Source organism: Pandoraea commovens (genome assembly GCF_024704525.1).
Taxonomy (GTDB): Bacteria; Pseudomonadota; Gammaproteobacteria; order Burkholderiales; family Burkholderiaceae; genus Pandoraea; species Pandoraea commovens.
Window position 1 is genome coordinate 5,253,746 of record NZ_CP102780.1, and the last position, 21,270, is coordinate 5,275,015.

Below are 21,270 nucleotides of genomic sequence, written 5' to 3' on the forward strand. Positions count from 1 at the left end.
CTACGGCGGTTTAGGACAGAACGGGGTAACGCGTCATTCGCCCGCGAACGGGCTTGCTGCGTCAGGCGAAGGTGGTACGTCGATGCCGGCGAAACGCAGCACGTCGTCAATATAGTTAGCGAAATCGGAAATCCCGTGGTCGCTCCCCTCGATCAGCGTGAGCTTCGCCCCCGGAAATTTCGCCACCATGTCGCGATAATCCAGTGTCTGGTCGCCGGTCGCGGCCACCAGGTAATAGCGCTCGGGGCGGGTAATCTGTGCCACGTCGATCATGCGGAGTTCGTCCAGATGGCGCGGTTCGACGACGATGGAACCACCGCCGTGCCACATCGGCTGCTCGCCGAGCCATTTACCGAGATCGTCATACGGACGCGTCGCCGGATTGAGCAGCACGGCGCGGCAACCCAGCTTTTCTGCGAGATACGTCGCGTAGTAGCCACCCAGCGAGCTACCCACGATGGTCAGCTCGTCGGGGCTCACGCCGGTCAGCAGGCGTTGCGCATCGACAACGGCGGCGAGGGGCGACGGCGGCAACTGCGGGCACGCCCAGTCGTGCCCCAGACCGAGCCGGTGCATACGGGCAGCCATCAACTGCGCCTTAAATGAACGCGGCGACGAACGGAAGCCGTGCAAATAGAGAATCATGGGAGCCCCGATAAAACCAAGTCAGTGTGCGCAAGCCACGTGAAACCGGCTTAGGCGCGCTCAGGCGCGCGCCGCCAGCGCATCAAGCAATTTCTGATGAATGCCGCCAAAGCCACCGTTACTCATCACCACGATCTGGTCACCCGGCTGCGCGGCTGCGCTCACTGCACGCACCAGCCCGTCGATGTCGCTGAACGCCTGAGCACGCGCGCCTAACGGGGCAAGCGCTTCAGTCAGATTCCAGCCGAGCGAATCCTTGCCGGACGGTGCGCCATAGCCGAACACCAGATCGGCATCGGCCAGACTCGCGGGCAGTTGTGCCTTCATCACGCCGAGCTTCATCGTGTTGGAGCGCGGTTCGAGCACCGCCAGAATGCGGGCCTTGCCCGCGCGGCGACGCAGGCCGGCCAACGTCGTCTGAATAGCGGTCGGATGATGGGCGAAGTCGTCGTAGACGGTCACGCCGGCGGCTTCACCGCGCACTTCCATACGGCGCTTCACGTTCTGGAACTTGCCCAGCGACGCGGCCCCCTGCTCCGGCGGCACGCCCACGTGACGTGCGGCAGCCAGTGCGGCGAGCGCATTCATCCGGTTGTGTTCGCCCTGAAGCGCCCATTTCACTTCCCCCGCAGCCTTCGGACCCTGATGGACCCAGAACGCCTCTTGCCCCGCAGCCAGCGTTTCGTTGGCCTCGGCCACGTGCCAGCCGTCTGCCACGCCGAAGCGTTCGACTTCGCTCCAGCAGCCGCGCGTCAGCACGCGCTCCAGCGCCGGTTCGCGACCGTTCACGATCAGACGGCCCTGCCCGGGGACAGTACGCACAAGATGATGGAATTGCGTCTCGATTGCCGTCAGATCCGGGAAGATGTCGGCGTGATCGAACTCCAGATTGTTCAGGATGGCGGTGCGCGGGTGGTAATGGACGAACTTCGAGCGCTTGTCGAAGAACGCGGTGTCGTACTCGTCCGCCTCGATGACGAAGAAATCGCTGTCGGTCAGCCGCGCCGAAATACCGAAGTTCATCGGCACGCCGCCGACGAGGAAGCCCGGGTTGTACCCGGCGTCTTCGAGAATCCACGCCAGCATCGACGTCGTGGTCGTCTTGCCGTGCGTACCGGCCACCGCCAGCACCCACTTCTTCGACAGCACGTGCTCGCCGAGCCATTGCGGGCCGGAGGTGTAAGGCAGATTCCGGTTCAGGATCTCCTCCATCAGCGGATTGCCGCGCGACACGACGTTGCCGATCACGAACAGGTCAGGCTCCAGCGAGACCTGGTCAGCGTCGAACCCTTCGATCAGGCGAATGCCCTGCGCCTCGAGCTGAGTGCTCATCGGCGGATAGACGTTGGCGTCGCAACCCGTGACGGTGTGACCGGCCTGACGCGCGAGGACTGCCAGTCCGCCCATGAACGTGCCGCAGATGCCAAGAATATGAATATGCATGGATGGGGAGCGTGGTGAGGACGGGCCGAACCCGTGCGGGAAATGGGAGTGCAGAGAAGCCAGGGGCTCCATTGTACCTGTCACGTGAACCGCAATGCCTTTCGGGTATCATCGTTTGCATGACACGCAAATCCTGGACCGACGCCCAACGTCTGCGCGAAGAAATCGCGCTGGCGGCCGCTCGCCTTATCGCCGAAGAGGGGGCCGACTACGCCTCCGCGAAGCGCAAAGCGGCCAAGCAGGTAACGGGCGAATCGCGAATTGCTGGCGAGTTACTGCCTGATAACGACCAGATCGAAGCGGAAGTCCGGGAGTACGTGCAAATGTTCCTCTCCGATACGCAACCCGCCGAGCTGGCGCACCTGCGTCAGGTCGCACTGACCGTGATGACAGAGCTGGCGCGTTACCGCCCGTTCATCACCGGTGCGGTCTATAACGGTACGGCCACTGCGCTATCCGATATCTACTTGCAGGCTTTTTGCGACAACCCCAAGGAAGTGGCCATCGACTTGCTGAACCGGGGCATCGACTACGAAGTCTCTGAAAGCCGCCATTTCAATGGCCGGGGGATGGTCGAGACGTTGAGTTTTCTGTGGCGCGAACGTCGTCAGCAGGGCGAACCTGCGGGCGTCCATCTATCGCTCTATTCGATGGACGACATGCGCGGCGCGCTCAAAGCATCCGACGGCAATGGCCGTCCGGTCCGGGTCGACGCCGACGGGCTGCGGGCGCTGATCGCGCAGGCCGATGCCGCCAGCCATGCACCGAGTCATTGAGCGGATCGTAGGCTGACGCGCATTCACAGCAAAATCACGGCACAATCACGACGAAATCACGACAAAATCGCCACTAATTCTTCGCAATTACCGTTCGTCTTTCGTTTACCGTCTTATCCCGGCACTTCCGCCTTCTATCCATCATGGCAAAACGCATCGTTATTCTGGTGATTCTGGCTCTCGTCGGGCTGGCAGGCGGATTCTGGCTCGGCCACCGCAACCAGCCGGCACCGAGCGCTTCGGACGCCGCCGTCGCTCAACTGCTCGCTACCCGCCTGCCCGACCTGAAGGGCAACGATCAGGCCATCTCTCAATGGAAGGGGAAGACGCTGGTGGTGAACTTCTGGGCGCCGTGGTGCGGGCCGTGCGTCGAGGAAATGCCCGATTTGCAGGCGCTCTCTGCCGAGTTCGGAACGAAAAACGTGCAATTTGTCGGCATCGGTATCGATACGGCTCAGAACATGATTGCGTTCGAGCAAAAGGTGAAAGTGGACTATCCGCTGCTCGTGGCAGGTTATGCCGGTACGGACCTGGCCCGCGCACTCGGCAACAAGGCGGGCGCATTGCCCTTTACTGTCGTCGTCGATCCGCAGGGCCGCGTGCATTATGAGAAGCTGGGCCGCATTACGTCGGACGAGGTCCGCACTGCGCTCAAACCACTCATCTGACCCTAACACGGTGGGAGGGGGATCCCGCGAAGCCCCGCCGGACGTGACCGGCGGTCCTCCGAGGGGCAGTCCCTATTTCGCCCCACTGGACAAAATCCACCAACTGGCGTTTAATTGCGCCCAATTTCGTGAAATTTGATTCGCCGATGCCTCACCGCATTCTCGTGCTCCACGGCCCCAACCTGAACCTGCTCGGTACTCGCGAGCCGGAGGTGTACGGTCGCACGACGCTGGCCGACATCGACTCCGCCCTTGTGGCGCAGGCCCAGACGGCGGGTGCCGAGGTGGCGACATTCCAAAGCAATCACGAAGGCGCACTGGTTGACCGGATTCAGGCGGCGCGCGGTGAGTCGATCGACTTCATCGTCATCAACCCGGCGGCCTACACCCACACGAGCGTGGCAATTCGCGACGCGTTGGCCGGGGTAGGCATCCCGTTCGTCGAAGTTCACCTCTCGAACGTTCATGCGCGCGAAGCCTTCCGGCATCACTCGTACTTTTCCGATATTGCGCAAGGTGTGATCTGCGGCCTGGGCTGGCGCGGGTATACCTACGCACTCGATTTTGCCCTGCGGCGACTCGCCGGCGGGTAGTCCTCTCACACCCCATTTCCTCTCGCGGGACGTTGCGCCCGCGTCGATACAGAATCAAGGAGCTTCCTTCATGGATTTGCGCAAACTCAAGACGTTGATCGACCTCGTGGCCGAATCGGGTATTTCCGAACTCGAAGTCACCGAAGGCGAAGGCAAGGTCCGCATCGTCAAGGCACCGCCGCAAGTGATCGCCGCCCCGATGCAGATGGCCATGCCGGCCGCCATGCCGCAAGTCGCTGCGCAAGCTCCCGTCGGATCGCCCGCCGCCGCAGCGCCTGCTGCACCGGCACTGCCGCAAGGCCACATTGTGACGTCGCCGATGGTCGGTACGTTCTACCGCGCCCCGTCGCCGGGTGCCGATCCGTTCGCGCAAGTCGGCGACTCGGTCAAGGAAGGCCAGACGCTGTGCATCATCGAAGCGATGAAGCTGCTCAACGAGATCGAGTCGGACAAGGCCGGCGTGATCAAGGAAATCCTCGTCGAGAACGGTCAGGCCGTGGAATACGGTCAACCGCTGTTCGTGATCGGCTAATGCCGGTTGTCGGACGCTCCGCCCGCAGCCTTCGGCCGCGTGGCGACATGAAGCGTCCGGCCCCGCTCCTCTCCCCTTACGGGCAGGACTGCACATAATGTTTGAAAAAATTCTCATCGCCAACCGCGGCGAAATCGCTCTGCGCGTCCAGCGCGCGTGCCGCGAGATGGGCATCAAGACCGTCGTGGTCTATTCCGAAGCCGACAAGGAAGCGAAGTACGTCAAGCTCGCCGACGAAGCGGTCTGTATCGGTCCGGCCCCCTCGCCGCTGAGCTATCTGAACATGCCTGCGCTGATCAGCGCGGCGGAAGTGACGGACGCCCAGGCGATCCACCCGGGTTACGGCTTCCTCTCCGAAAATGCCGACTTCGCCGAGCGCGTCGAGCAATCGGGCTTCACGTTCATCGGTCCGCGCCCCGAAACCATTCGCCTGATGGGCGACAAGGTGTCGGCCAAGCAGACGATGATCAAGACCGGCGTGCCGTGCGTGCCGGGCTCTGAAGGCGCGTTGCCCGACGATCCGAAGGAAATCGTGCGCATTGCACGTCAGGTCGGTTATCCGGTGATTATCAAGGCAGCAGGCGGCGGCGGTGGTCGCGGCATGCGCGTGGTGCACACGGAAGCGGCGCTCGTGAACGCGGTCAACATGACGCGCGAAGAAGCCGGTCGTGCCTTCGGCAACCCGGAAGTCTATATGGAGAAGTTCCTCGAGAACCCGCGCCATATCGAAATCCAGATTCTCGCCGACAAGCACAAGCAAGCGATCTGGCTGGGTGAGCGCGACTGCTCCATGCAGCGTCGTCACCAGAAGGTGATCGAAGAAGCTACGGCACCGCTGATCCCGCGTCGTCTGATCGAGCGCATTGGCGATCGTTGCGCCGACGCGTGCAAGAAGATGGGCTACGTCGGTGCCGGTACGTTCGAGTTCCTGTACGAGAACGGCGAGTTCTACTTCATCGAAATGAACACGCGTGTGCAGGTTGAACACCCGGTCACGGAGATGATCACGGGCGTCGACATCGTTCAGGAGCAGATTCGCATCGCGGCTGGTGAAAAGCTCGCCTACCGTCAGCGCGACATCGAGTTCCGTGGCCACGCCATCGAATGCCGTATCAACGCCGAAGATCCGTTCAAGTTCACGCCGTCGCCGGGTCGCATCACCGCCTGGCATATGCCGGGCGGCCCCGGCATCCGCGTCGACACGCACGCTTATAACGGCTACTTCGTGCCGCCGAACTACGACTCGATGATCGGCAAGCTGATCGCTTACGGCGCAACGCGCGAGCAGGCGATCCGCCGCATGCGCGTGGCCCTGTCGGAAATCGTGGTCGAAGGTATCCAGACGAACATCCCGTTGCACCGGGAACTGATGCTCGACGCCAAGTTCGTCGAAGGCGGCACGAGCATTCACTATCTGGAACACAAGCTGGCGCAGAAGTCTGCCGTCGGCGGCAATTAAGTCGTTAATTCGTAGGAATCACTCGCTATGTATCGCGAACTCGTCGTAGAAGTTGCCCGCGCCCAGGCCGAGGCCCTGTCAGACGCCCTGCTCGATCTGGGCGTGCTGTCGGTCTCCGTGGAAGACGCGGATGCCGACACGCCCGACGAGCAACCGATGTTCGGCGAGCCGGGTCTGACCCCGCCGGACACTGCGTGGCAACGCTCGCGCGTGGTCGCGCTGGTGGGGGAAGATCAGGACGCCGCCGTGCTGCTCGCGGCGGCAGTCAATGAATTGGGACTCGCCGAGTCGCCTGCCTTCACATTGCGTGACGTGGAGGAACAGGACTGGGTGCGTCTGACGCAATCGCAGTTCGAGCCGATGCAGATCGGCCAGCGGATCTGGGTCGTGCCGTCGTGGCACGACGCACCCGACACCGACGCCCTCATCCTCGAACTCGACCCTGGTCTGGCCTTCGGCACCGGTAGCCATCCGACAACGCGCCTTTGCATGGAGTGGCTCGAACAGCACGTGCAGACGGGTCAGTCGTTGCTCGACTATGGGTGCGGCTCGGGCATCCTGGCGATTCTCGCGCGCAAGTGCGGCGCCGATCCGGTCATCGGTATCGACATCGATCCGCAAGCCGTCGAATCCGCCCGCTACAACAGCGAACGCAATCACGCGCAGGTCGAATACGGTTTGCCCGACGATCTGCGTGACGGTCAGTTCAACATCGTGGTCGCCAATATTCTGTCGAATCCGCTCAAGCTGCTCGCGTCGATGTTGACGTCTCGTGTGGCCCCGGGTGGACGGCTCGCGCTGTCCGGCGTGCTGGAACGACAGGCCGATGAGGTGATCGCCGCCTACGCGCCCTATATGAAGATGTCGGTCTGGCGCGCTCACGACGGCTGGGTCTGCCTGCACGGGCAGGCTGCCACCGGGTCCGTAGATTAACCGCCCGCCCGCCGCGCTGCCGCACGCGATGCGCCCGATGCGACGAGTCCAACGAGTCCCCCGAGCCTCATGACCCAGTCCTCGCGCGTTCTCGCTACCCGCTGCCCTCACTGCCACACCGTTTTTCGCGTTGTCGCGGATCAGCTCAAGCTGCGCGACGGCCTCGTGCGTTGCGGCCACTGCCGTGAGGTGTTCGACGGACGCGCGTATCTCTGTGATCCGCCAGCCGAGGACACCCCGCCCGCATCCTCATCACCCGGCGCGACGCCGGACGCTGCGTCGGCAACCTCAACGGCAACACGCCCCTCCACGCATGAAGGTGCATCGTCATCTTCACCGTTCTCACCGTCTTCAACGTCCTCATCGTCCGCAGCCATCAGCGAAAAGCCGGTGCCGGAGATGCTGACGCCCACGGCCATCGCCGCGCTGCTCGGCTCGCCCGACGAAAGCCGCGCGCAGATGCAGCACGGCCCGGGCCGTTATATGGACGACGACGATCCGACGGTGCTTACCGCGCCGACGGCCTCGCCTTCCTTACGCGCGGAAACGCACCCCCGTTCCACCGTCGCGGACAAGCGCCCCGGCGCGGCGCGCGTGATCTGGCGCGTGCTCATGACGTTGGCCGTCATCGCGCTGCTCTGCCAATGGGCATGGATCGAGCGTGCTGCGCTCGTCGACCGTATACCGGCATTGCACGGCGTGTTCGCCGCGATCGGCCGTCCGATGCACGTGGCGGTCGGGCTGCCGCGCCAGCCGGACATGATCCAGATTTCGAGCGTGACGTTGGTGACCGACGCCATCGGCAGCAACGACGACAGCGGCGTCGCGTCGGCAGCTACCGCCAGCGACGCTTCCGCAGCATCTGCCGACGCCCCGACCGACAGCGTACCGATGACGCTCACCGTCTTCGTACGCAACGAAGCCGACTATGCACTGGCCTGGCCATCGCTCGAACTGACGCTCTCGGATATCGACGGAAAGCCGGTCGTGCGTCGCGTTTTTTCAGCGAACGACTACGTAACCGGGGCAACCCTGCGCGATGCCGGTCTGGCACCACGCAGCGAACGCACGATTCGGTTACGATTGTCGGCGCAGGCAGCGCTAGCCAGTAATTACCGGGTGCTCGCGTTCTATCCCTGATAGCGCTGTTGCACTCAACCTAGGAGATATAGATGTCCCAAGTCACGCTCGGGGGCAACCCCATCGAAGTCGACGGCCAGTTCCCGCAAAAGGGTCAGACCGCACCGGCGCTGAAGCTGGTCAACGCAAAACTGGCAGACGTCACGCTCGACGACTTCGCTGGCAAGCGCAAAGTCCTCAACATCGTGCCGAGCCTCGACACGCCGACGTGCGCTACGTCGACCCGCAAGTTCAACGAAGCCGCCGGCAAGCTCGACAACACCGTCGTGCTCGTGATCTCGGCTGACCTGCCGTTCGCAATGAGCCGCTTCTGCGCCACCGAAGGTCTGAACAACGTCGTCACGCTCTCGACCATGCGCGGTCGCGAGTTCCTCAAGGACTACGGTGTTGCCATCACGACCGGCCCGCTCGCCGGTGTGTCGGCACGTGCTGTAGTCGTGCTCGACGCCGACAACCGCGTCGTGCACTCGGAGCTGGTGCCGGAAATCAAGAACGAACCGAATTACGACGCTGCGCTCGCCGCACTGTCCTGATCCGATCGCTGAAAATCGACTTGCCTTAATCGAGGGTTCATTGTTGGCTGGTATAAATCACCCGACATAAACCGTCTTTCATAGGCGAGTCGAACCGCATTTGCAGCATACGCAGTCTTTGTCTTACCCGAGCCGGTGCCGCCAATGCGCCGGCGCGTTTTTGTCCAGCGGCCCAAGACAGCGCGACTGGTCATCACCGTCTGCCGTCTTCTGCTGGCGCTCCCCCGCTTACTTTTCGCAAGGACTTTCCCGTGACTACCGTGATCTGCGGCTCGCTGGCCTACGACAACATCATGACGTTCGAAGGTCGCTTCGGCGAGCACATCCTGCCTGATCAGGTGCACATCCTGAACGTCAGCTTCCTCGTGCCGACAATGCGTCGCAACTTCGGCGGCTGCGCCGGCAACATCGGCTACAGCCTGCATCTGCTGGGTGGCTCGCCGGTCGTCATGGCGACGGTCGGTGAAGATGGCGCCGCGTACCTTGAGCGCTTCCAGTCGCTCGGTATGACGACGGAGTTCGTGCGCACGGTCACGGACAGCATGACGGCCAATGCGATGATCACCACCGATCTGGACAACAACCAGATCACCGCCTTTCACCCGGGGGCGATGATGTTCTCGTCGCGTAACCGCGTGGCCGATGCAAAGGGCGCCACGCTCGGCATCGTCGCACCGGACGCCTCGGACGCCATGCTCACGCACGCCGAAGGTTTCGCCGCTGCGGGCGTGCCGTTCATGTTCGATCCGGGTCAGGGCCTGCCGATTCTGTCGCCTGAGGCACTGCGTCGCATGGTGGAACTTGCCACGTATCTGGCGGTCAACGACTACGAAGCCAAGCTCCTCTGCACGAAGACCGGATGGTCGATGGAAGATCTCCAGTCGCGTGTCGAGGCACTTGTCGTCACGCGCGGAGAACACGGGGCCCAGATCTTCGCCGGCGGCAAGCAACACGACATTCCTGCCGTGCCCGCCAAGCGTGTCGTCGACCCGACCGGATGCGGCGACGCGTTCCGTGGTGGTTTGCTGTACGGCATCGAAAAGGGCCTCGACTGGCCGACGACCGGCCGCCTGGCCAGCCTGATGGGTTCGCTCAAGATTGCCGAGCAGGGTCCGCAGACGTATGCACCGACGCGCTCGGAAATCGAAGCGCAATATGAAGAAGCGTTCGGCCACCGCTTCGAATGATTTGACGAAAGGCATAACGATGGCACGACTCACCACACCGCTAATCATCCTCGCCGCTGCGGCGTCGCTCACACTGTCCGCCTGCACGGCGTTCGGCCCGAGCAACTCGGCAAGCGTCTACAACAGCCGTCAGGCGCAACGCGAACAGGTCGTGCGAATGGGCACGGTCGAATCGGTGCGTCCGGTCACGATCGATAGCAGCAACGGTGACCCGGGCATTCTGGGCATCGCCGGTGGCGGCGCGCTCGGCGCCATTGGCGGCAGCGCCATCGGTGGCGGTCGCGGTTCGATTGCGACGGGCATCGTCGGGGGTATTCTCGGTGCGGTGGCCGGTCAGGCCATCGAGAGCCGCGTGAGCAAGAAGGCCGGTCTCGAGATCACCGTGCGTCTGGACAACGGTGAATTGCGCGCGATTACTCAGGATGCCGACGAGGCATTCCAGCCGGGTCAGCGCGTGCGCCTGCTCTCGAGCGGCGGCGTGACGCGTGTAACGCACTAAGGCGACACGTCACACCGAAAAAATGGGCGACTTCGGGTCGCCCATTTTTGTTTGGCCATGAAAAAACCCGCTGTGACGATCACTCATCACAGCGGGTTTCGGACCGGGTAGGCCTACCCGATCAGAAGACACCTAAGTGCCTTGGTTCCTGCATCGGCACTCGGATTACGGACGGCTGCCGGTCGGGAACGGCCATGCCGCTGCCGGGTTCAGTGCCGTCTTCGGTGCAGCAGCGGGTGCTGCGGCCGGAGCAGCAGCAGGCTTAGCGGCAACCTTCTTGACGGCCGGCTTCTTCGCAGCAGGCTTCTTCGCGGCAGGCTTCGCAGCGGCCTTCTTCGCAGCAGGCTTAGCAGCAGCCTTCTTTGCAGCAGGCTTCTTGGCCGCAGCCTTCTTCGCAGCCGGCTTCTTGGCAGCAACTGCCTTCTTCGCGGCCGGCTTCTTGGCAGCAACCTTCTTCACTGCTGCTTTCTTGGCGGCCGGCTTCTTGGCGGCAACCTTCTTCACTGCTGCCTTCTTGGCAACCGGCTTCTTGGCGGCAACCTTCTTCACCGCTGCCTTCTTGGCGACCGGCTTCTTAGCGGCAACCTTCTTCACCGCTGCCTTCTTGGCGACCGGCTTCTTGGCGGCAACCTTCTTTGCTGCCGGCTTCTTAGCGGCAACAGCCTTCTTCGCTACCGGCTTCTTGGCAGCGACAGCCTTCTTCGCTACCGGCTTCTTGGCGGCGGCGGCCTTCTTTGCAACGGGCTTCTTGGCGACAGCTTTCTTAGCCGCCGGCTTCTTGGCAACAGCCTTCTTAATCGTAGCCATGACAAAACTCCTTAACGTGAGAGATCACTCAAACGAAACTACCTGAGAAGGAAACCCGACCACCGTGCGGGAACCGCCGGCGAGCGGGCTATTCATCGGCGTACGCATCGAACTACGACCGCTTACGCTAATGAATTCGGCGCTGCGCGCATGACGCTGACCGTATGTGGTCACGCGCGCAAAAAAATTGCCGGCGACATTGCCGCCAGCAATTCGATTGTCTTGAGAAAGGGGGATCGCCAGATTCTTCGGGGGGTAGCTTGCCTGTCCCGTCATCGGGATGGAGGAGATTGCGATAGCGGATAAGCGATACAGCTTGCTATGCACCAAGGTTTTTACGCTCCGTAACTACCAGCTCTCTGTCGCGGGAGGAAAGCAGTGAGTGCTTTCGTGTGTTCATCGAGACTGCAATTTATTTGAGCGAATAATAATTCTTTTGTGATGCGATGTTAATACTTTGTGCGTAAAAAAGCGCACATCAATCGTAACGAAGAAGTCAATCTGTTGTATTTGATGCACATCACACTCGCATGTCGATGCGTGCGATGCGTGTGTTCGATGTCTTCGACGTGCTCTGCTGTGTCTTCGACATGCGCTTCACTGCAATCTCTGAAGCGATCTCCGAAGCCAACTTCGAAGCGAGAACTTCAACGTGCGAGTGAGGATGATGTGTGTGACCGACGCCTCTTCTTCGTCTTCTCTTGCATCAGTCGCGCGTGCCGGGCACGCACACACCACCCTCTCGAAACCCGCATGGATGCTCGCTTTGCGCGACGCATCCATTTTTCACTCAATGCTTAGTCCCAGCTCAGTGCGCCACCGGTCTGGTACTCGATCACTCGCGTTTCGAAGAAGTTTCGTTCCTTCTTCAGGTCGATCATTTCGCTCATCCACGGGAACGGATTCTCTTCGTTCGGGTAGAGCGCTTCGAGACCGATCTGTGCGCAACGACGATTCGCGATGAAGCGCAGGTAGCTCTTGAACATGCCCGCGTTCAGACCGAGCACGCCGCGCGGCATCGTGTCTTCTGCGTAGCGATACTCAAGCTCGACTGCCTTCTTGAACAGCTCGCGAATCTCTTCGCGGAATTCCGGCGTCCACAGATTCGGGTTTTCCAGCTTCACCTGGTTGATCAGGTCGATGCCGAAGTTGCAGTGCATAGACTCGTCGCGCAGGATGTACTGATACTGCTCCGCAGCACCGGTCATCTTGTTCTGACGGCCCAGCGCCAGAATCTGCGTGAAGCCCACGTAGAAGAACAGACCTTCCATGATGCAGGCGAACACGATCAGCGAACGCAGCAGCTTCTGGTCAGCTTCCTGCGTACCCGTCTTGAACGACGGATCGGCCACCACTTCAATGAACGGCAGAAGGAATTCGTCCTTGTCGCGGATCGACGCCACTTCGTGATACGCGTTGAAGATCTCGGCTTCGTCCAGACCCAGGCTTTCGACGATGTACTGATAGGCGTGCGTGTGGATCGCTTCTTCAAACGCCTGACGCAGCAGGAACTGACGGCACTCCGGCGCAGTGATGTGGCGATAGGTGCCCAACACGATATTGTTCGCGGCAAGCGAGTCGGCCGTCACGAAGAAGCCGAGGTTGCGCTTGATGATGCGGCGCTCGTCTTCGGTCAGACCGTTCGGGTCCTTCCACAAGGCGATGTCGCGCGACATGTTGATTTCCTGCGGCATCCAGTGGTTCGCGCAACCGGCAAGGTACTTTTCCCAGGCCCACTTGTACTTGAACGGCACCAGTTGGTTCACGTCCGTCGTGCCGTTGATCACGCGCTTGTCCGAGGCGCTCACGCGGCGCGTCGACTGCGAGGCGATCGTGTGCGGCGCGTCGTCTTGCGTGCCCAGAATGTTCGATGCAGGCGCAGCCGGTGCTGCGGCAGGTGCCGGTTTGGCGGTAGAGGTCTCTTCTTCCCAGTTCAGCATAGGGTCTCGGTCCGTTCAGGTTGATGCGAAACACGTTTGGTACGCGTATCGCCGAAGTGACAGATCAGCCGTTCGCGCACGAAGGCCGACGAAAAAATTGCGATATTGCTGCCGTCAATCAGAGGACGACGACGAAAAATCCGCGAGTGGCAATGCTTGGTATTGGGGGTAAAGCAGATTCGCTTTCGCGCTAATTTGAATGACAACGTCGATGATGACTCCGGTCCCGAGGCTGCAATCTTTGTCTTGCAACATCATGATCTCCCGACGTCGATCGAATGACTCCAATTTAGCACAATACCGTCACGCATTCCAGTCCATCGACACCATATATTGTGTCGTGTCATGCCGCCACCACAATACCTAGTGTTTGCGAGCATACCGTCGTCACGTGACGCGCGGCCTTGCGGGACCGGCATCTTGCCACGAAACGACGCCGCACGACAGCGTTTGCAGTGCATCAAAATGACGCGCGGCCGCATTGGCGTATCCTGTGCGGCAAGCGCCAGAGCGTCGCGGACCGGAACACAAGATTGCGGCGCGCGCCACTGCCACCACCTCCCCGGCGCCAACGAAGGAGATACTGACGATGACATCCCCACGCGCCGACGGCGCACAGGCCCCGGCCAACGAACCGGGTCCGACACCGCTCACCCTCACCCCCGGCAAACCGATCCGCCTCACCAGAGGTGCGCTCATCGCCGAAGTGCAGCCGGGTTGCGGCGCGCGCCTGTCGCGTCTGGCGCGTCGCGACACCCGCGGCGACCTGTTCGACTACCTCGTACCGCTCGGCAATGAGCCATTTTCCTCGGACGAATGGCCCAAGGCCGGTGCGTTCCCAATGCTGCCGTATACCAATATGTTGCGCGACGACACGCTGCACTGGCGCGGTAGCACGATCGCCGTTCACGAGACGCCCGCCACGTCGAGTTCGTTGCATGGCTGGGGGCTGCGACGCGCGTGGGAGGTCGTCGACGAAAGCACGCATTGCTGCGTGCTGCAACTCGACAGCCCCGCGCAGCCCGAATGGCCCTGGCACTATCAGGCGTACCTTTCGGTGACGCTCGACGAGCAAGGCGTCGACATGCAGCTCTCGCTCACCAACCTCTCGGCGCAGGACATGCCCGCAGGGCTCGGCCTGCACCCGTACTTTCGCTGGCCCGCCGGCGCGCGCGTGGCGTTCGAGTCCGAGGCGCTGTGGCGCTCGCCGTCGGAGGACATTCGCTGGCCGAGCGAGCAACGCGTGCACCTCGGGCAGATGGAAGTGGTGTCGGTCGGCGGTGGCCTGGATACGGGCGGACGTTCGACCTGGTTTGCCGAAGTCCCCACCGAGTCGGGACGCTTCGACGCCCGCATCGACTACGCTGGCGGGCTGCGCAGCGCCACCGTGCGTAGCGACGATGCGACCTGGCTCGTCCTGCACTCGCCCGCTGGCCGCCCCTATCTCTGTCTGGAGCCGTCGACGCATCGCGTGGGCGAGTTCGACACCGACCACGTAGTGCTCGCTCACGGTCAGACGCTCGATCTGTCGATGCGCATCGATCTGGCCTGATCCGAAAACACACGTTAGCCGCAGCCAAAGAAAAACCCCGTCGCCCTTTCGGATCGACGGGGTTTTCCCGAAGACGCGAGCCGCATGTGACATGCGGCACCGCATCACAAACAACTTACTGGCAAGCCTCGCACTCTTCGAAGCCCGGGTCGCCCGGACGCATCGTGCAGACGGCGCCTTCGGCTTCCGGCATCGGCTGCGCCAGCGGCGAGGTCGGCTCGGCCGAGAAGCCACCCGACACGCCACCCGAGCTCGGCACTGCGTTCAGTGCGCCGTGGCTGACCGTCGACTTCTCGACGTGCGTTGCGGCCATCGTACGGAGGTAGTACGTGGTCTTCAGTGCACGCGTCCAGGCCAGCTTGTACGTCTCGTCAAGCTTCTTGCCCGACGCACCCGCCATATAGATGTTGAGCGACTGCGCCTGATCGATCCACTTCTGACGACGCGACGCTGCTTCGACCAGCCACTTCGGCTCAACTTCGAACGCCGTGGCGTAGATCTCGCGCAGGTCGGCCGGCACACGGTCGATACGGGCAAGCGAACCGTCGAAGTACTTCAGGTCGGCGACCATCACTTCGTCCCACAGACCGCGGGCCTTCAGGTCACGCACCAGGTACTCGTTGACCACCGTGAATTCGCCCGACAGGTTCGACTTCACGTACAGGTTCTGGAACGTCGGTTCGATACAGGCCGACACGCCGATGATGTTCGAGATGGTGGCCGTCGGAGCGATAGCCACGCAGTTCGAGTTGCGCATACCGTGCGCGGCAATGTGCTTGCGCAGGCTGTCCCACTCGAGCGTGCTCGACAGATCGACGTCGACGTAACCGCCGCGCTCTTCCATCAGGAGCTTGAGCGAGTCCTGCGGCAGGATGCCGCGATCCCACAGCGAGCCCTTGTACGACGAGTACTGACCGCGTTCCTTCGCCAGCTCGGTCGACGCCCAGTAAGCGTAGTAGCAAACCGCTTCCATCGAACGGTCGGCGAACTCGACGGCGGCGTTCGATGCGTACGGCGTGCGCAGCAGGTGCAGGCAGTCCTGGAAGCCCATGATGCCCATGCCCACCGGACGGTGATGCAGGTTCGAGTTGCGCGCCTTCGCCACCGCGTAGTAGTTGATGTCGATGACGTTGTCGAGCATGCGCATCGCCACGCGAATAGTGCGTTGCAGCTTCTCGTGATCCAGCTCGTAACCGTTGGCCGTCTGCTTCAGGTGAGCCACGAGGTTCACCGAGCCGAGGTTACACACGGCGATTTCCGTCTCGCTCGTGTTGAGCGTGATTTCCGTGCACAGGTTCGACGAGTGCACCACGCCCACGTGTTGCTGCGGCGAGCGGATGTTGCACGGGTCCTTGAACGTGATCCACGGATGGCCGGTTTCGAACAGCATGCCCAGCATCTTGCGCCACAGCGCTTGTGCGGGCACCTTCTTGAACAGCTTGATCTCGCCGCGTGCGGCCTTCTCTTCGTAAGCCGTGTAAGCCTGTTCGAACGCGCGGCCGTACTTGTCGTGCAGATCCGGGCAGGTCGACGGCGAGAACAGCGTCCACTCCGCACCTTCCATCACGCGCTTCATGAACAGATCGGGAATCCAGTTCGCCGTGTTCATGTCGTGCGTACGGCGACGATCGTCACCCGTGTTCTTGCGCAGTTCCAGGAATTCTTCGATGTCCAGGTGCCACGTTTCCAGGTAGGCGCAGACCGCGCCCTTGCGCTTGCCACCCTGGTTCACGGCTACGGCCGTGTCGTTGACCACCTTGAGGAACGGCACCACGCCCTGGCTCTTTCCGTTCGTGCCCTTGATGTGCGAGCCGAGTGCGCGAACCTGCGTCCAGTCGTTGCCCAGACCACCGGCGAACTTCGACAGCAGTGCGTTTTCCTTGAGCGCTTCGTAAATGCCTTCCAGATCGTCCGAGACGGTCGTCAGATAGCACGACGAGAGCTGCGAGCGACGCGTGCCCGAGTTGAACAGCGTCGGCGTGGAGCTCATGAAGTCGAAGCTCGACAGGATCTGATAGAACTCGATCGCACGCGCTTCGCGCTCGACTTCGTTCAGTGCCAGACCCATGGCCACACGCATGTAGAACGCCTGCGGCATTTCGATGCGATGGCTATCGATATGCAGGAAGTAGCGGTCGTACAGCGTTTGCAGGCCGAGGTAGTTGAATTGCAGGTCGCGGTTGGCGTCGAGCGCGGCGGCCAGCTTGCCCAGATCGAACGAGAGCAGTTGCTCGTCGAGCAGTTCGGCGTCAACGCCTTGCTTGATGAAACGCGGGAAGTATTCGATGTAACGCGCAGCCATCTGGCCCTGCGGCACTTCTTCGCCGAGGATTTCGCGGCGGATCGTGTGCATCAGGATACGTGCGGTGACCTGGCTGTATGCCGGTTCCTTCTCGATCAGGGTACGCGAGGCGAGGATCGCCGAATCGTAGACCTGCGACAGCGGCACGCCGTCGTACAGGTTCTTGATGGTCTCGGCCAGAATCGGCTCGGCGGTGACTTCACTGCCGAGATTGTCGCAGGCTGCGTTCACCACGCCGCGCAGTGCCGCCATGTCGAGCGGGCGCGTCACACCGTTGTCGGTGACATTGAGCACCGGGGCGTCGGGCGTTGCCGCCTCTTGCGTGGTCTCGCCAGCGTGAGCGCGCTCTTGCGAACGCTTCTCGCGGTACAGCACATAGGCGCGGGCGACGTTGTGCTCGCCTTCACGCATCAGCGCGAGTTCGACCTGATCCTGAATGTCTTCGATGTGGAACGTACCGCCGTTCGGGCGGCTGCGCACCAATGCGCGCACGACGTTTTCCGTCAACTGTTCCACGAGCTCGCGTACGCGCGCCGAAGCCGCACCCTGACCGCCGTTCACTGCCAGGAATGCCTTGGTCACGGCGATTGCGATCTTCGACGGCTCGAAACCCACCACCGTGCCGTTGCGTCGGATCACTTTGAAGTCGGCGTTGGTTGCCGGCTCGAATGCGCCCGTCGTCTGGGGCGCCGACGCACCCGTGCCACTGCCAGCGTTCGCGGCGGGCGTCGGGTTCGGGCGGGTGAGGTTTTCGTTAGTCTGCATGTAAAAACTCCCGTTCCAATGAGATGGTGCTGTTAGCGCACTTCCACCAGCAATACTGAGTACTGAAGTCGGCAAAAATGCGCCCTGGGGGCGCCGATGGAGCGAAGTGCTGAACACCGCACGACCGACGGACGGCCAAGGGTTCGAGGTGTCCGCTGCACGGCTTTGCTGCTGTGCCGCCCCACAAAACGCCGCAGGACAAGCACGGTATTGATGGATCTTGCTTCCCGGTCACTGACCACTATATGTAGTGGTTGGGGGCCGGATTGGCACTAAGTATAGTGGAGATGACGCACTCCGCAAACTCAAAAATTTCATTCCCGGGAAGGCCCGTCGGGTCTTCGTGTCAAGCAAAACCTGCCACCCGGTGAGGGTTAATCTGCCTTCTGAAACGGCAGCGCCTCCGGCGCCAGCGCGGCCATCCGACGCAGCCGTTGCCACTCGAAGTGCGGCCCCGGGTCCGTCTTCCGACCAGGTGCTATATCGGCATGTCCGGCCACGGCTTGAATCGGATAATGCTCACGCAAAACACGCGTAAGCGCCGCCAATGTCGCGTACTGCGCCGCCGTGAAAGGTACGTCGTCCGTCCCTTCCAATTCGACGCCGATCGAGAAATCGTTGCAGCGCGTGCGTCCCTCGAACGACGACGCCCCCGCATGCCACGCCCGCGCATCGCACGACACGTACTGTTGCAACGCACCATCGCGACGCACCAGAAAATGCGACGACACGTGCACGCCGCGAATCTCGTCGAAGAACGGATGCGCATCGTGATCGAGCCGGTTCTGGAAGAACGCCGGAATCTCGTCGCCGCCGAATTGCCCCGGCGGCAGCGAGATGTTGTGGACCACGAGCAAACCGATGGGCATACCCGGCGGACGCACGTCGAAGTTCGGCGACGGCAGGCGCTCCGCCTCTCGCACCCATCCTTCGGCGTCGAGTGTGAGCGCGGGCAGTTTGTCCGGTGCGTTCATGCGTCACCTCGCGAACGCGCGGCTGCGACGTCGACGCCGCTGCGCCACCCGAATCTACGCGTCGATGGAGACGATCGAACAGATAGCAGCGGGGCAAACGACCGGAGCGAAACGTTAGGGGACGCAGATGACTGGAGCATGACGGGCACAACGAACTCCCGTAGAGCGAGGGGTGGCATTGTAGCCCACTTGGCGTGACGTCGCCGGTGACCGGCCCGGTCGGGAAGTCCGCCGCGAGGCAGGCGAAGTCCCAGTGTCGTGTGGGACTTCGTCCGAAACAAGTCGAAAAATAAAAAGGAAATTCCCAAAGAAGAAGCCCCTCGCCTGACCTGGCCGAGAGGCTTCCGTGGGCGTGTCCACGCCCGGGGATGGCACCGCTCTCGTGTCATACAACACGGACACCATCCCGCGCCGCTCACAGGTGCGACGCTAATGGCCGTTGCCGGCCGGTAAAACGCGTTGGCACTCGCAATAACGTCACTGTCCTTGGTCTCCCTCCGTTCGATTTCAGGGGAACGCCGGAATCGCGGCCTCGATGCCCTCCATATGGGCTTCGGGGTGATGCTCCTTGAGCATCTCGCGAATCTCCTCGACGCGGCTCTCGCGCACATCCACCATCAGCAGGATCATGCCGCGCTCCAGCGGTTCACGAAACGTCTTGAGTCGCGAGTTAGGCACCGAGACACCGATCATGCTCGACACCCATGCGCCGAACAGCGCGCCGAGCGGTGCCGTCACGATCATCAACTCCCATTGGGGACGTGTGCCCACGATGGGGAAAAACGCCGCGACTGCACCGACTGCCAGACCACAGAAGCCGCCGATCACGAGCCCGGCTTCGGCGCCGTGCACGATATCGGAAGTCTGTAGCAGGTTAGCCTCGTGCAGTCCCTCCAGGTCCATTTCGTCACGTGCCATAAAGTGGATGTGACGCTCCTCGATCCGGGCGAGCAACAGATCGCTCATCGTGCGCTGGGCACTGGCCAGATCGGGAAGAAGGAAATACATCCGTCTGCGCATTAGCATGTTGCGCCCTCCTGTCGTCGCCCCGTCCGCCTGTAAGACCGTTTCGACACAGCTCGACGAATGGGGTCGGTTACTGTGTTTTAGTGCATGCGACAGGCATGCGCAAGCCGGTGCAGGCCGTGAGCGGCGATGCAAAGCGTTCGCAGGGACTCAGGGGATCGGGCGAGATGAGCAGAGATGTGCAGGGATGCGCGATCGCTGCGCGGACGGGCCGCGCAGCAGGACTCAGACGCGGTGTTCGCGCGCGAGGTAGGCGTCGCGATGCGCGGTGCTGCAAAAGTGTTTGCCGCCAGCGCCCGACAACGATTCGCTTTCGGGAAGATAGGTATCGCACTCGCTGCAACGCACCATGCGCTCGGCGGGCGGCAGCGATTGCTGGGTCGTGGTCTGGCCACCATTGCCCTGCGGCGTGCGCATGCGCTCATTTCGTTGGGGGCCTTCGGAATTGCGCTTACGCTCGTTGTGACGCATCCACCACGTCCCAGCAATAAGGAGCAACAGTAACAGCAGGATATTGCGCATCGCGCTTCAAGTCTCCGTCATGCGATGCAGCACCACCTCAAGCACGAAGCGAGAACCGACATACGCCAGCAACAGCGCCACGAACGACGCCAGAACCCAACGCAGCGCGACCTTGCCGCGCCACCCGTAAAAATGCCGCCCCAGCAGCACCGCGCCGAACATCAGCCACGACACCACCGCGAACACGGTCTTATGATCGATGCGCACCGCGCGCCCGAAGAGTGCCTCGGAGAACATCACGCCGGAGATCAGCGTCAGCGTAAGCAGTACGAACCCTGCGCCGATCAGACGGAACAGCAGCTTCTCCATCGTGAGCAGCGGCGGCAGCGTCTCAAGCCAGCGCGAGAGCCAGCCCGTCGCCTCGTTGCTGCGCGACGGATGCAGTTGCCGCTCGGCATAGATCATCAGCAATGCGTGCAACGCCGCCAGCGCGAACAGACCGTAGGCCATGTTGGCGATGATGAAGTGCGCCTTGAACACCGGATTGGCGGCAAATCCCAGAATGCGCACGTCCGGAAAGATCATCGGCAACAGACACGCGACAGCTGCCACGGGTGTGACCATCAGTCGCAGGCTCTCGAGCGGGAAAAAGAAACTCTCGATCCAGTAGATGCCGACCGAAAGCCACAACATGGCCGAGAGCATGTACGCGAAACCGAAGTGCATGCTGTCGGCGCGGAAGATCGTCTGATGCAGCAACACCCCGTGCAGCACGAGCGCGGCGAACAGCGAAAGCTGCATCGGCCAGCGCGAGGGCGTGCCCGTGACGGGCGCAGGCGCGACTTGTCCGCCCGCGAGTGCGAGCGCGGCGTCGCGCCGGTATCCTTGCCACGAACAAACCGCCAACCCGGCGTAGAGGATGGCGGTCAGCGCATACAGTAAAATAGTCATGTTTGAAGTTTACACCAGCCCATGAGGGGCGCGCTGCCGTGCTTGCCACCGCCGTCTACGGCCCGGGGGGCGGGCAACCGAGG

Annotated in this window: 21 protein-coding genes; 11 read left to right on the plus strand and 10 right to left on the minus strand. The window is 62.1% G+C overall.

The features are described from left to right. Positions 1 to 33: 33 nt before the first annotated feature. Positions 34 to 645: a YqiA/YcfP family alpha/beta fold hydrolase gene (locus tag NTU39_RS23655; RefSeq protein WP_257958714.1), complete on the minus strand. Its 612-nt coding sequence runs from the start codon at positions 643 to 645 to the stop codon at positions 34 to 36. 60 nt (positions 646 to 705) lie between these two features. Beyond that, a complete protein-coding gene (mpl, locus tag NTU39_RS23660) occupies positions 706 to 2,088 on the minus strand; it encodes a UDP-N-acetylmuramate:L-alanyl-gamma-D-glutamyl-meso-diaminopimelate ligase (RefSeq protein WP_150666566.1) in 1,383 nt (460 codons plus the stop codon). A 119-nt stretch (positions 2,089 to 2,207) separates the two neighbouring features. Here mpl and NTU39_RS23665 point away from each other — a divergent pair, with 119 nt between their 5' ends. From NTU39_RS23665 to NTU39_RS23710, 10 genes are all read left to right on the plus strand, one after another. Further along, a complete protein-coding gene (locus tag NTU39_RS23665; protein ID WP_257958715.1) occupies positions 2,208 to 2,864 on the plus strand; it encodes a UDP-N-acetylmuramate--alanine ligase in 657 nt (218 codons plus the stop codon). A gap of 143 nt (positions 2,865 to 3,007) precedes the next feature. Then, positions 3,008 to 3,532, plus strand: a complete 525-nt coding sequence (locus NTU39_RS23670) for a TlpA family protein disulfide reductase (RefSeq protein WP_150666568.1) — start codon at positions 3,008 to 3,010, stop codon at positions 3,530 to 3,532. Positions 3,533 to 3,678: 146 nt separating this feature from the next. Next, a complete protein-coding gene (gene aroQ / locus NTU39_RS23675; protein WP_039393255.1) occupies positions 3,679 to 4,125 on the plus strand; it encodes a type II 3-dehydroquinate dehydratase in 447 nt (148 codons plus the stop codon). 70 nt (positions 4,126 to 4,195) lie between these two features. Beyond that, positions 4,196 to 4,657: an acetyl-CoA carboxylase biotin carboxyl carrier protein gene (gene accB, locus NTU39_RS23680; RefSeq protein WP_039393257.1), complete on the plus strand. Its 462-nt coding sequence runs from the start codon at positions 4,196 to 4,198 to the stop codon at positions 4,655 to 4,657. A gap of 97 nt (positions 4,658 to 4,754) precedes the next feature. Further along, the gene (gene accC / locus NTU39_RS23685) at positions 4,755 to 6,116 is read left to right on the plus strand and encodes an acetyl-CoA carboxylase biotin carboxylase subunit (protein WP_150575909.1); all 1,362 of its coding nucleotides are present in this window, start codon (positions 4,755 to 4,757) and stop codon (positions 6,114 to 6,116) included. 27 nt (positions 6,117 to 6,143) lie between these two features. After that, the gene (gene prmA, locus NTU39_RS23690) at positions 6,144 to 7,049 is read left to right on the plus strand and encodes a 50S ribosomal protein L11 methyltransferase (protein WP_150666569.1); all 906 of its coding nucleotides are present in this window, start codon (positions 6,144 to 6,146) and stop codon (positions 7,047 to 7,049) included. Between the two features lie 69 nt (positions 7,050 to 7,118). Then, entirely contained in the window at positions 7,119 to 8,189 is a 1,071-nt protein-coding gene (locus NTU39_RS23695; RefSeq protein WP_257958721.1) for a DUF3426 domain-containing protein, read from the plus strand. A gap of 32 nt (positions 8,190 to 8,221) precedes the next feature. Further along, positions 8,222 to 8,722: a thiol peroxidase gene (tpx, locus tag NTU39_RS23700; protein WP_150666571.1), complete on the plus strand. Its 501-nt coding sequence runs from the start codon at positions 8,222 to 8,224 to the stop codon at positions 8,720 to 8,722. Positions 8,723 to 8,973: 251 nt separating this feature from the next. Next, entirely contained in the window at positions 8,974 to 9,909 is a 936-nt protein-coding gene (locus NTU39_RS23705) for a carbohydrate kinase family protein (RefSeq protein ID WP_039393270.1), read from the plus strand. A gap of 19 nt (positions 9,910 to 9,928) precedes the next feature. After that, positions 9,929 to 10,408, plus strand: coding sequence for an outer membrane lipoprotein (locus tag NTU39_RS23710; RefSeq protein ID WP_150666572.1), 480 nt, complete (start codon positions 9,929 to 9,931; stop codon positions 10,406 to 10,408). A gap of 165 nt (positions 10,409 to 10,573) precedes the next feature. On the opposite strand, the gene NTU39_RS23715 is transcribed toward NTU39_RS23710, so the two are convergent. The 3 genes from NTU39_RS23715 to NTU39_RS23725 form a co-directional block, all read right to left on the minus strand. Beyond that, the gene (locus NTU39_RS23715; protein WP_257958722.1) at positions 10,574 to 11,215 is read right to left on the minus strand and encodes a histone H1-like DNA-binding protein; all 642 of its coding nucleotides are present in this window, start codon (positions 11,213 to 11,215) and stop codon (positions 10,574 to 10,576) included. Between the two features lie 24 nt (positions 11,216 to 11,239). Further along, positions 11,240 to 11,545, minus strand: coding sequence for a hypothetical protein (locus NTU39_RS23720; protein ID WP_150575904.1), 306 nt, complete (start codon positions 11,543 to 11,545; stop codon positions 11,240 to 11,242). Positions 11,546 to 12,012: 467 nt separating this feature from the next. Further along, on the minus strand, positions 12,013 to 13,155 hold the full coding sequence (locus NTU39_RS23725; protein WP_150666574.1) for a ribonucleotide-diphosphate reductase subunit beta: 1,143 nt from the start codon (positions 13,153 to 13,155) through the stop codon (positions 12,013 to 12,015). A gap of 589 nt (positions 13,156 to 13,744) precedes the next feature. On the opposite strand from NTU39_RS23725, the gene NTU39_RS23730 reads away from it, so the two are divergent. Beyond that, positions 13,745 to 14,707 (plus strand): aldose epimerase family protein, encoded by a 963-nt coding sequence (locus tag NTU39_RS23730; protein WP_257958724.1) that lies wholly within the window; start codon positions 13,745 to 13,747, stop codon positions 14,705 to 14,707. Between the two features lie 115 nt (positions 14,708 to 14,822). Here the strand turns inward: NTU39_RS23730 and NTU39_RS23735 are convergent, their stop codons facing one another. From NTU39_RS23735 to NTU39_RS23755, 5 genes are all read right to left on the minus strand, one after another. Next, entirely contained in the window at positions 14,823 to 17,774 is a 2,952-nt protein-coding gene (locus NTU39_RS23735; RefSeq protein WP_150666576.1) for a ribonucleoside-diphosphate reductase subunit alpha, read from the minus strand. A gap of 374 nt (positions 17,775 to 18,148) precedes the next feature. Continuing rightward, on the minus strand, positions 18,149 to 18,748 hold the full coding sequence (gene ampD, locus NTU39_RS23740; RefSeq protein ID WP_257958725.1) for a 1,6-anhydro-N-acetylmuramyl-L-alanine amidase AmpD: 600 nt from the start codon (positions 18,746 to 18,748) through the stop codon (positions 18,149 to 18,151). 507 nt (positions 18,749 to 19,255) lie between these two features. After that, the gene (locus NTU39_RS23745) at positions 19,256 to 19,768 is read right to left on the minus strand and encodes a DUF1269 domain-containing protein (RefSeq protein ID WP_150666612.1); all 513 of its coding nucleotides are present in this window, start codon (positions 19,766 to 19,768) and stop codon (positions 19,256 to 19,258) included. A gap of 231 nt (positions 19,769 to 19,999) precedes the next feature. Continuing rightward, positions 20,000 to 20,296, minus strand: coding sequence for a PP0621 family protein (locus NTU39_RS23750; protein ID WP_039393289.1), 297 nt, complete (start codon positions 20,294 to 20,296; stop codon positions 20,000 to 20,002). A 6-nt stretch (positions 20,297 to 20,302) separates the two neighbouring features. Next, positions 20,303 to 21,187 (minus strand): cytochrome C assembly family protein, encoded by an 885-nt coding sequence (locus tag NTU39_RS23755; protein ID WP_039393291.1) that lies wholly within the window; start codon positions 21,185 to 21,187, stop codon positions 20,303 to 20,305. Positions 21,188 to 21,270 lie beyond the last annotated feature (83 nt).

Excerpts from the sequence above, each read along its gene's own strand:
- NTU39_RS23655 (WP_257958714.1), bottom strand. The coding sequence starts at position 645 with ATGATTCTCTATTTGCACGGCTTCCGTTCGTCGCCGCGTTCATTTAAG.
- mpl (WP_150666566.1), bottom strand. The coding sequence starts at position 2,088 with ATGCATATTCATATTCTTGGCATCTGCGGCACGTTCATGGGCGGACTG.
- NTU39_RS23665 (WP_257958715.1), top strand. The coding sequence starts at position 2,208 with ATGACACGCAAATCCTGGACCGACGCCCAACGTCTGCGCGAAGAAATC.
- NTU39_RS23670 (WP_150666568.1), top strand. The coding sequence starts at position 3,008 with ATGGCAAAACGCATCGTTATTCTGGTGATTCTGGCTCTCGTCGGGCTG.
- aroQ (WP_039393255.1), top strand. The coding sequence starts at position 3,679 with ATGCCTCACCGCATTCTCGTGCTCCACGGCCCCAACCTGAACCTGCTC.
- accB (WP_039393257.1), top strand. The coding sequence starts at position 4,196 with ATGGATTTGCGCAAACTCAAGACGTTGATCGACCTCGTGGCCGAATCG.
- accC (WP_150575909.1), top strand. The coding sequence starts at position 4,755 with ATGTTTGAAAAAATTCTCATCGCCAACCGCGGCGAAATCGCTCTGCGC.
- prmA (WP_150666569.1), top strand. The coding sequence starts at position 6,144 with ATGTATCGCGAACTCGTCGTAGAAGTTGCCCGCGCCCAGGCCGAGGCC.
- NTU39_RS23695 (WP_257958721.1), top strand. The coding sequence starts at position 7,119 with ATGACCCAGTCCTCGCGCGTTCTCGCTACCCGCTGCCCTCACTGCCAC.
- tpx (WP_150666571.1), top strand. The coding sequence starts at position 8,222 with ATGTCCCAAGTCACGCTCGGGGGCAACCCCATCGAAGTCGACGGCCAG.
- NTU39_RS23710 (WP_150666572.1), top strand. The coding sequence starts at position 9,929 with ATGGCACGACTCACCACACCGCTAATCATCCTCGCCGCTGCGGCGTCG.
- NTU39_RS23715 (WP_257958722.1), bottom strand. The coding sequence starts at position 11,215 with ATGGCTACGATTAAGAAGGCTGTTGCCAAGAAGCCGGCGGCTAAGAAA.
- NTU39_RS23725 (WP_150666574.1), bottom strand. The coding sequence starts at position 13,155 with ATGCTGAACTGGGAAGAAGAGACCTCTACCGCCAAACCGGCACCTGCC.
- NTU39_RS23730 (WP_257958724.1), top strand. The coding sequence starts at position 13,745 with ATGACATCCCCACGCGCCGACGGCGCACAGGCCCCGGCCAACGAACCG.
- NTU39_RS23735 (WP_150666576.1), bottom strand. The coding sequence starts at position 17,774 with ATGCAGACTAACGAAAACCTCACCCGCCCGAACCCGACGCCCGCCGCG.
- ampD (WP_257958725.1), bottom strand. The coding sequence starts at position 18,748 with ATGAACGCACCGGACAAACTGCCCGCGCTCACACTCGACGCCGAAGGA.
- NTU39_RS23745 (WP_150666612.1), bottom strand. The coding sequence starts at position 19,768 with ATGCGCAGACGGATGTATTTCCTTCTTCCCGATCTGGCCAGTGCCCAG.
- NTU39_RS23750 (WP_039393289.1), bottom strand. The coding sequence starts at position 20,296 with ATGCGCAATATCCTGCTGTTACTGTTGCTCCTTATTGCTGGGACGTGG.
- NTU39_RS23755 (WP_039393291.1), bottom strand. The coding sequence starts at position 21,187 with ATGACTATTTTACTGTATGCGCTGACCGCCATCCTCTACGCCGGGTTG.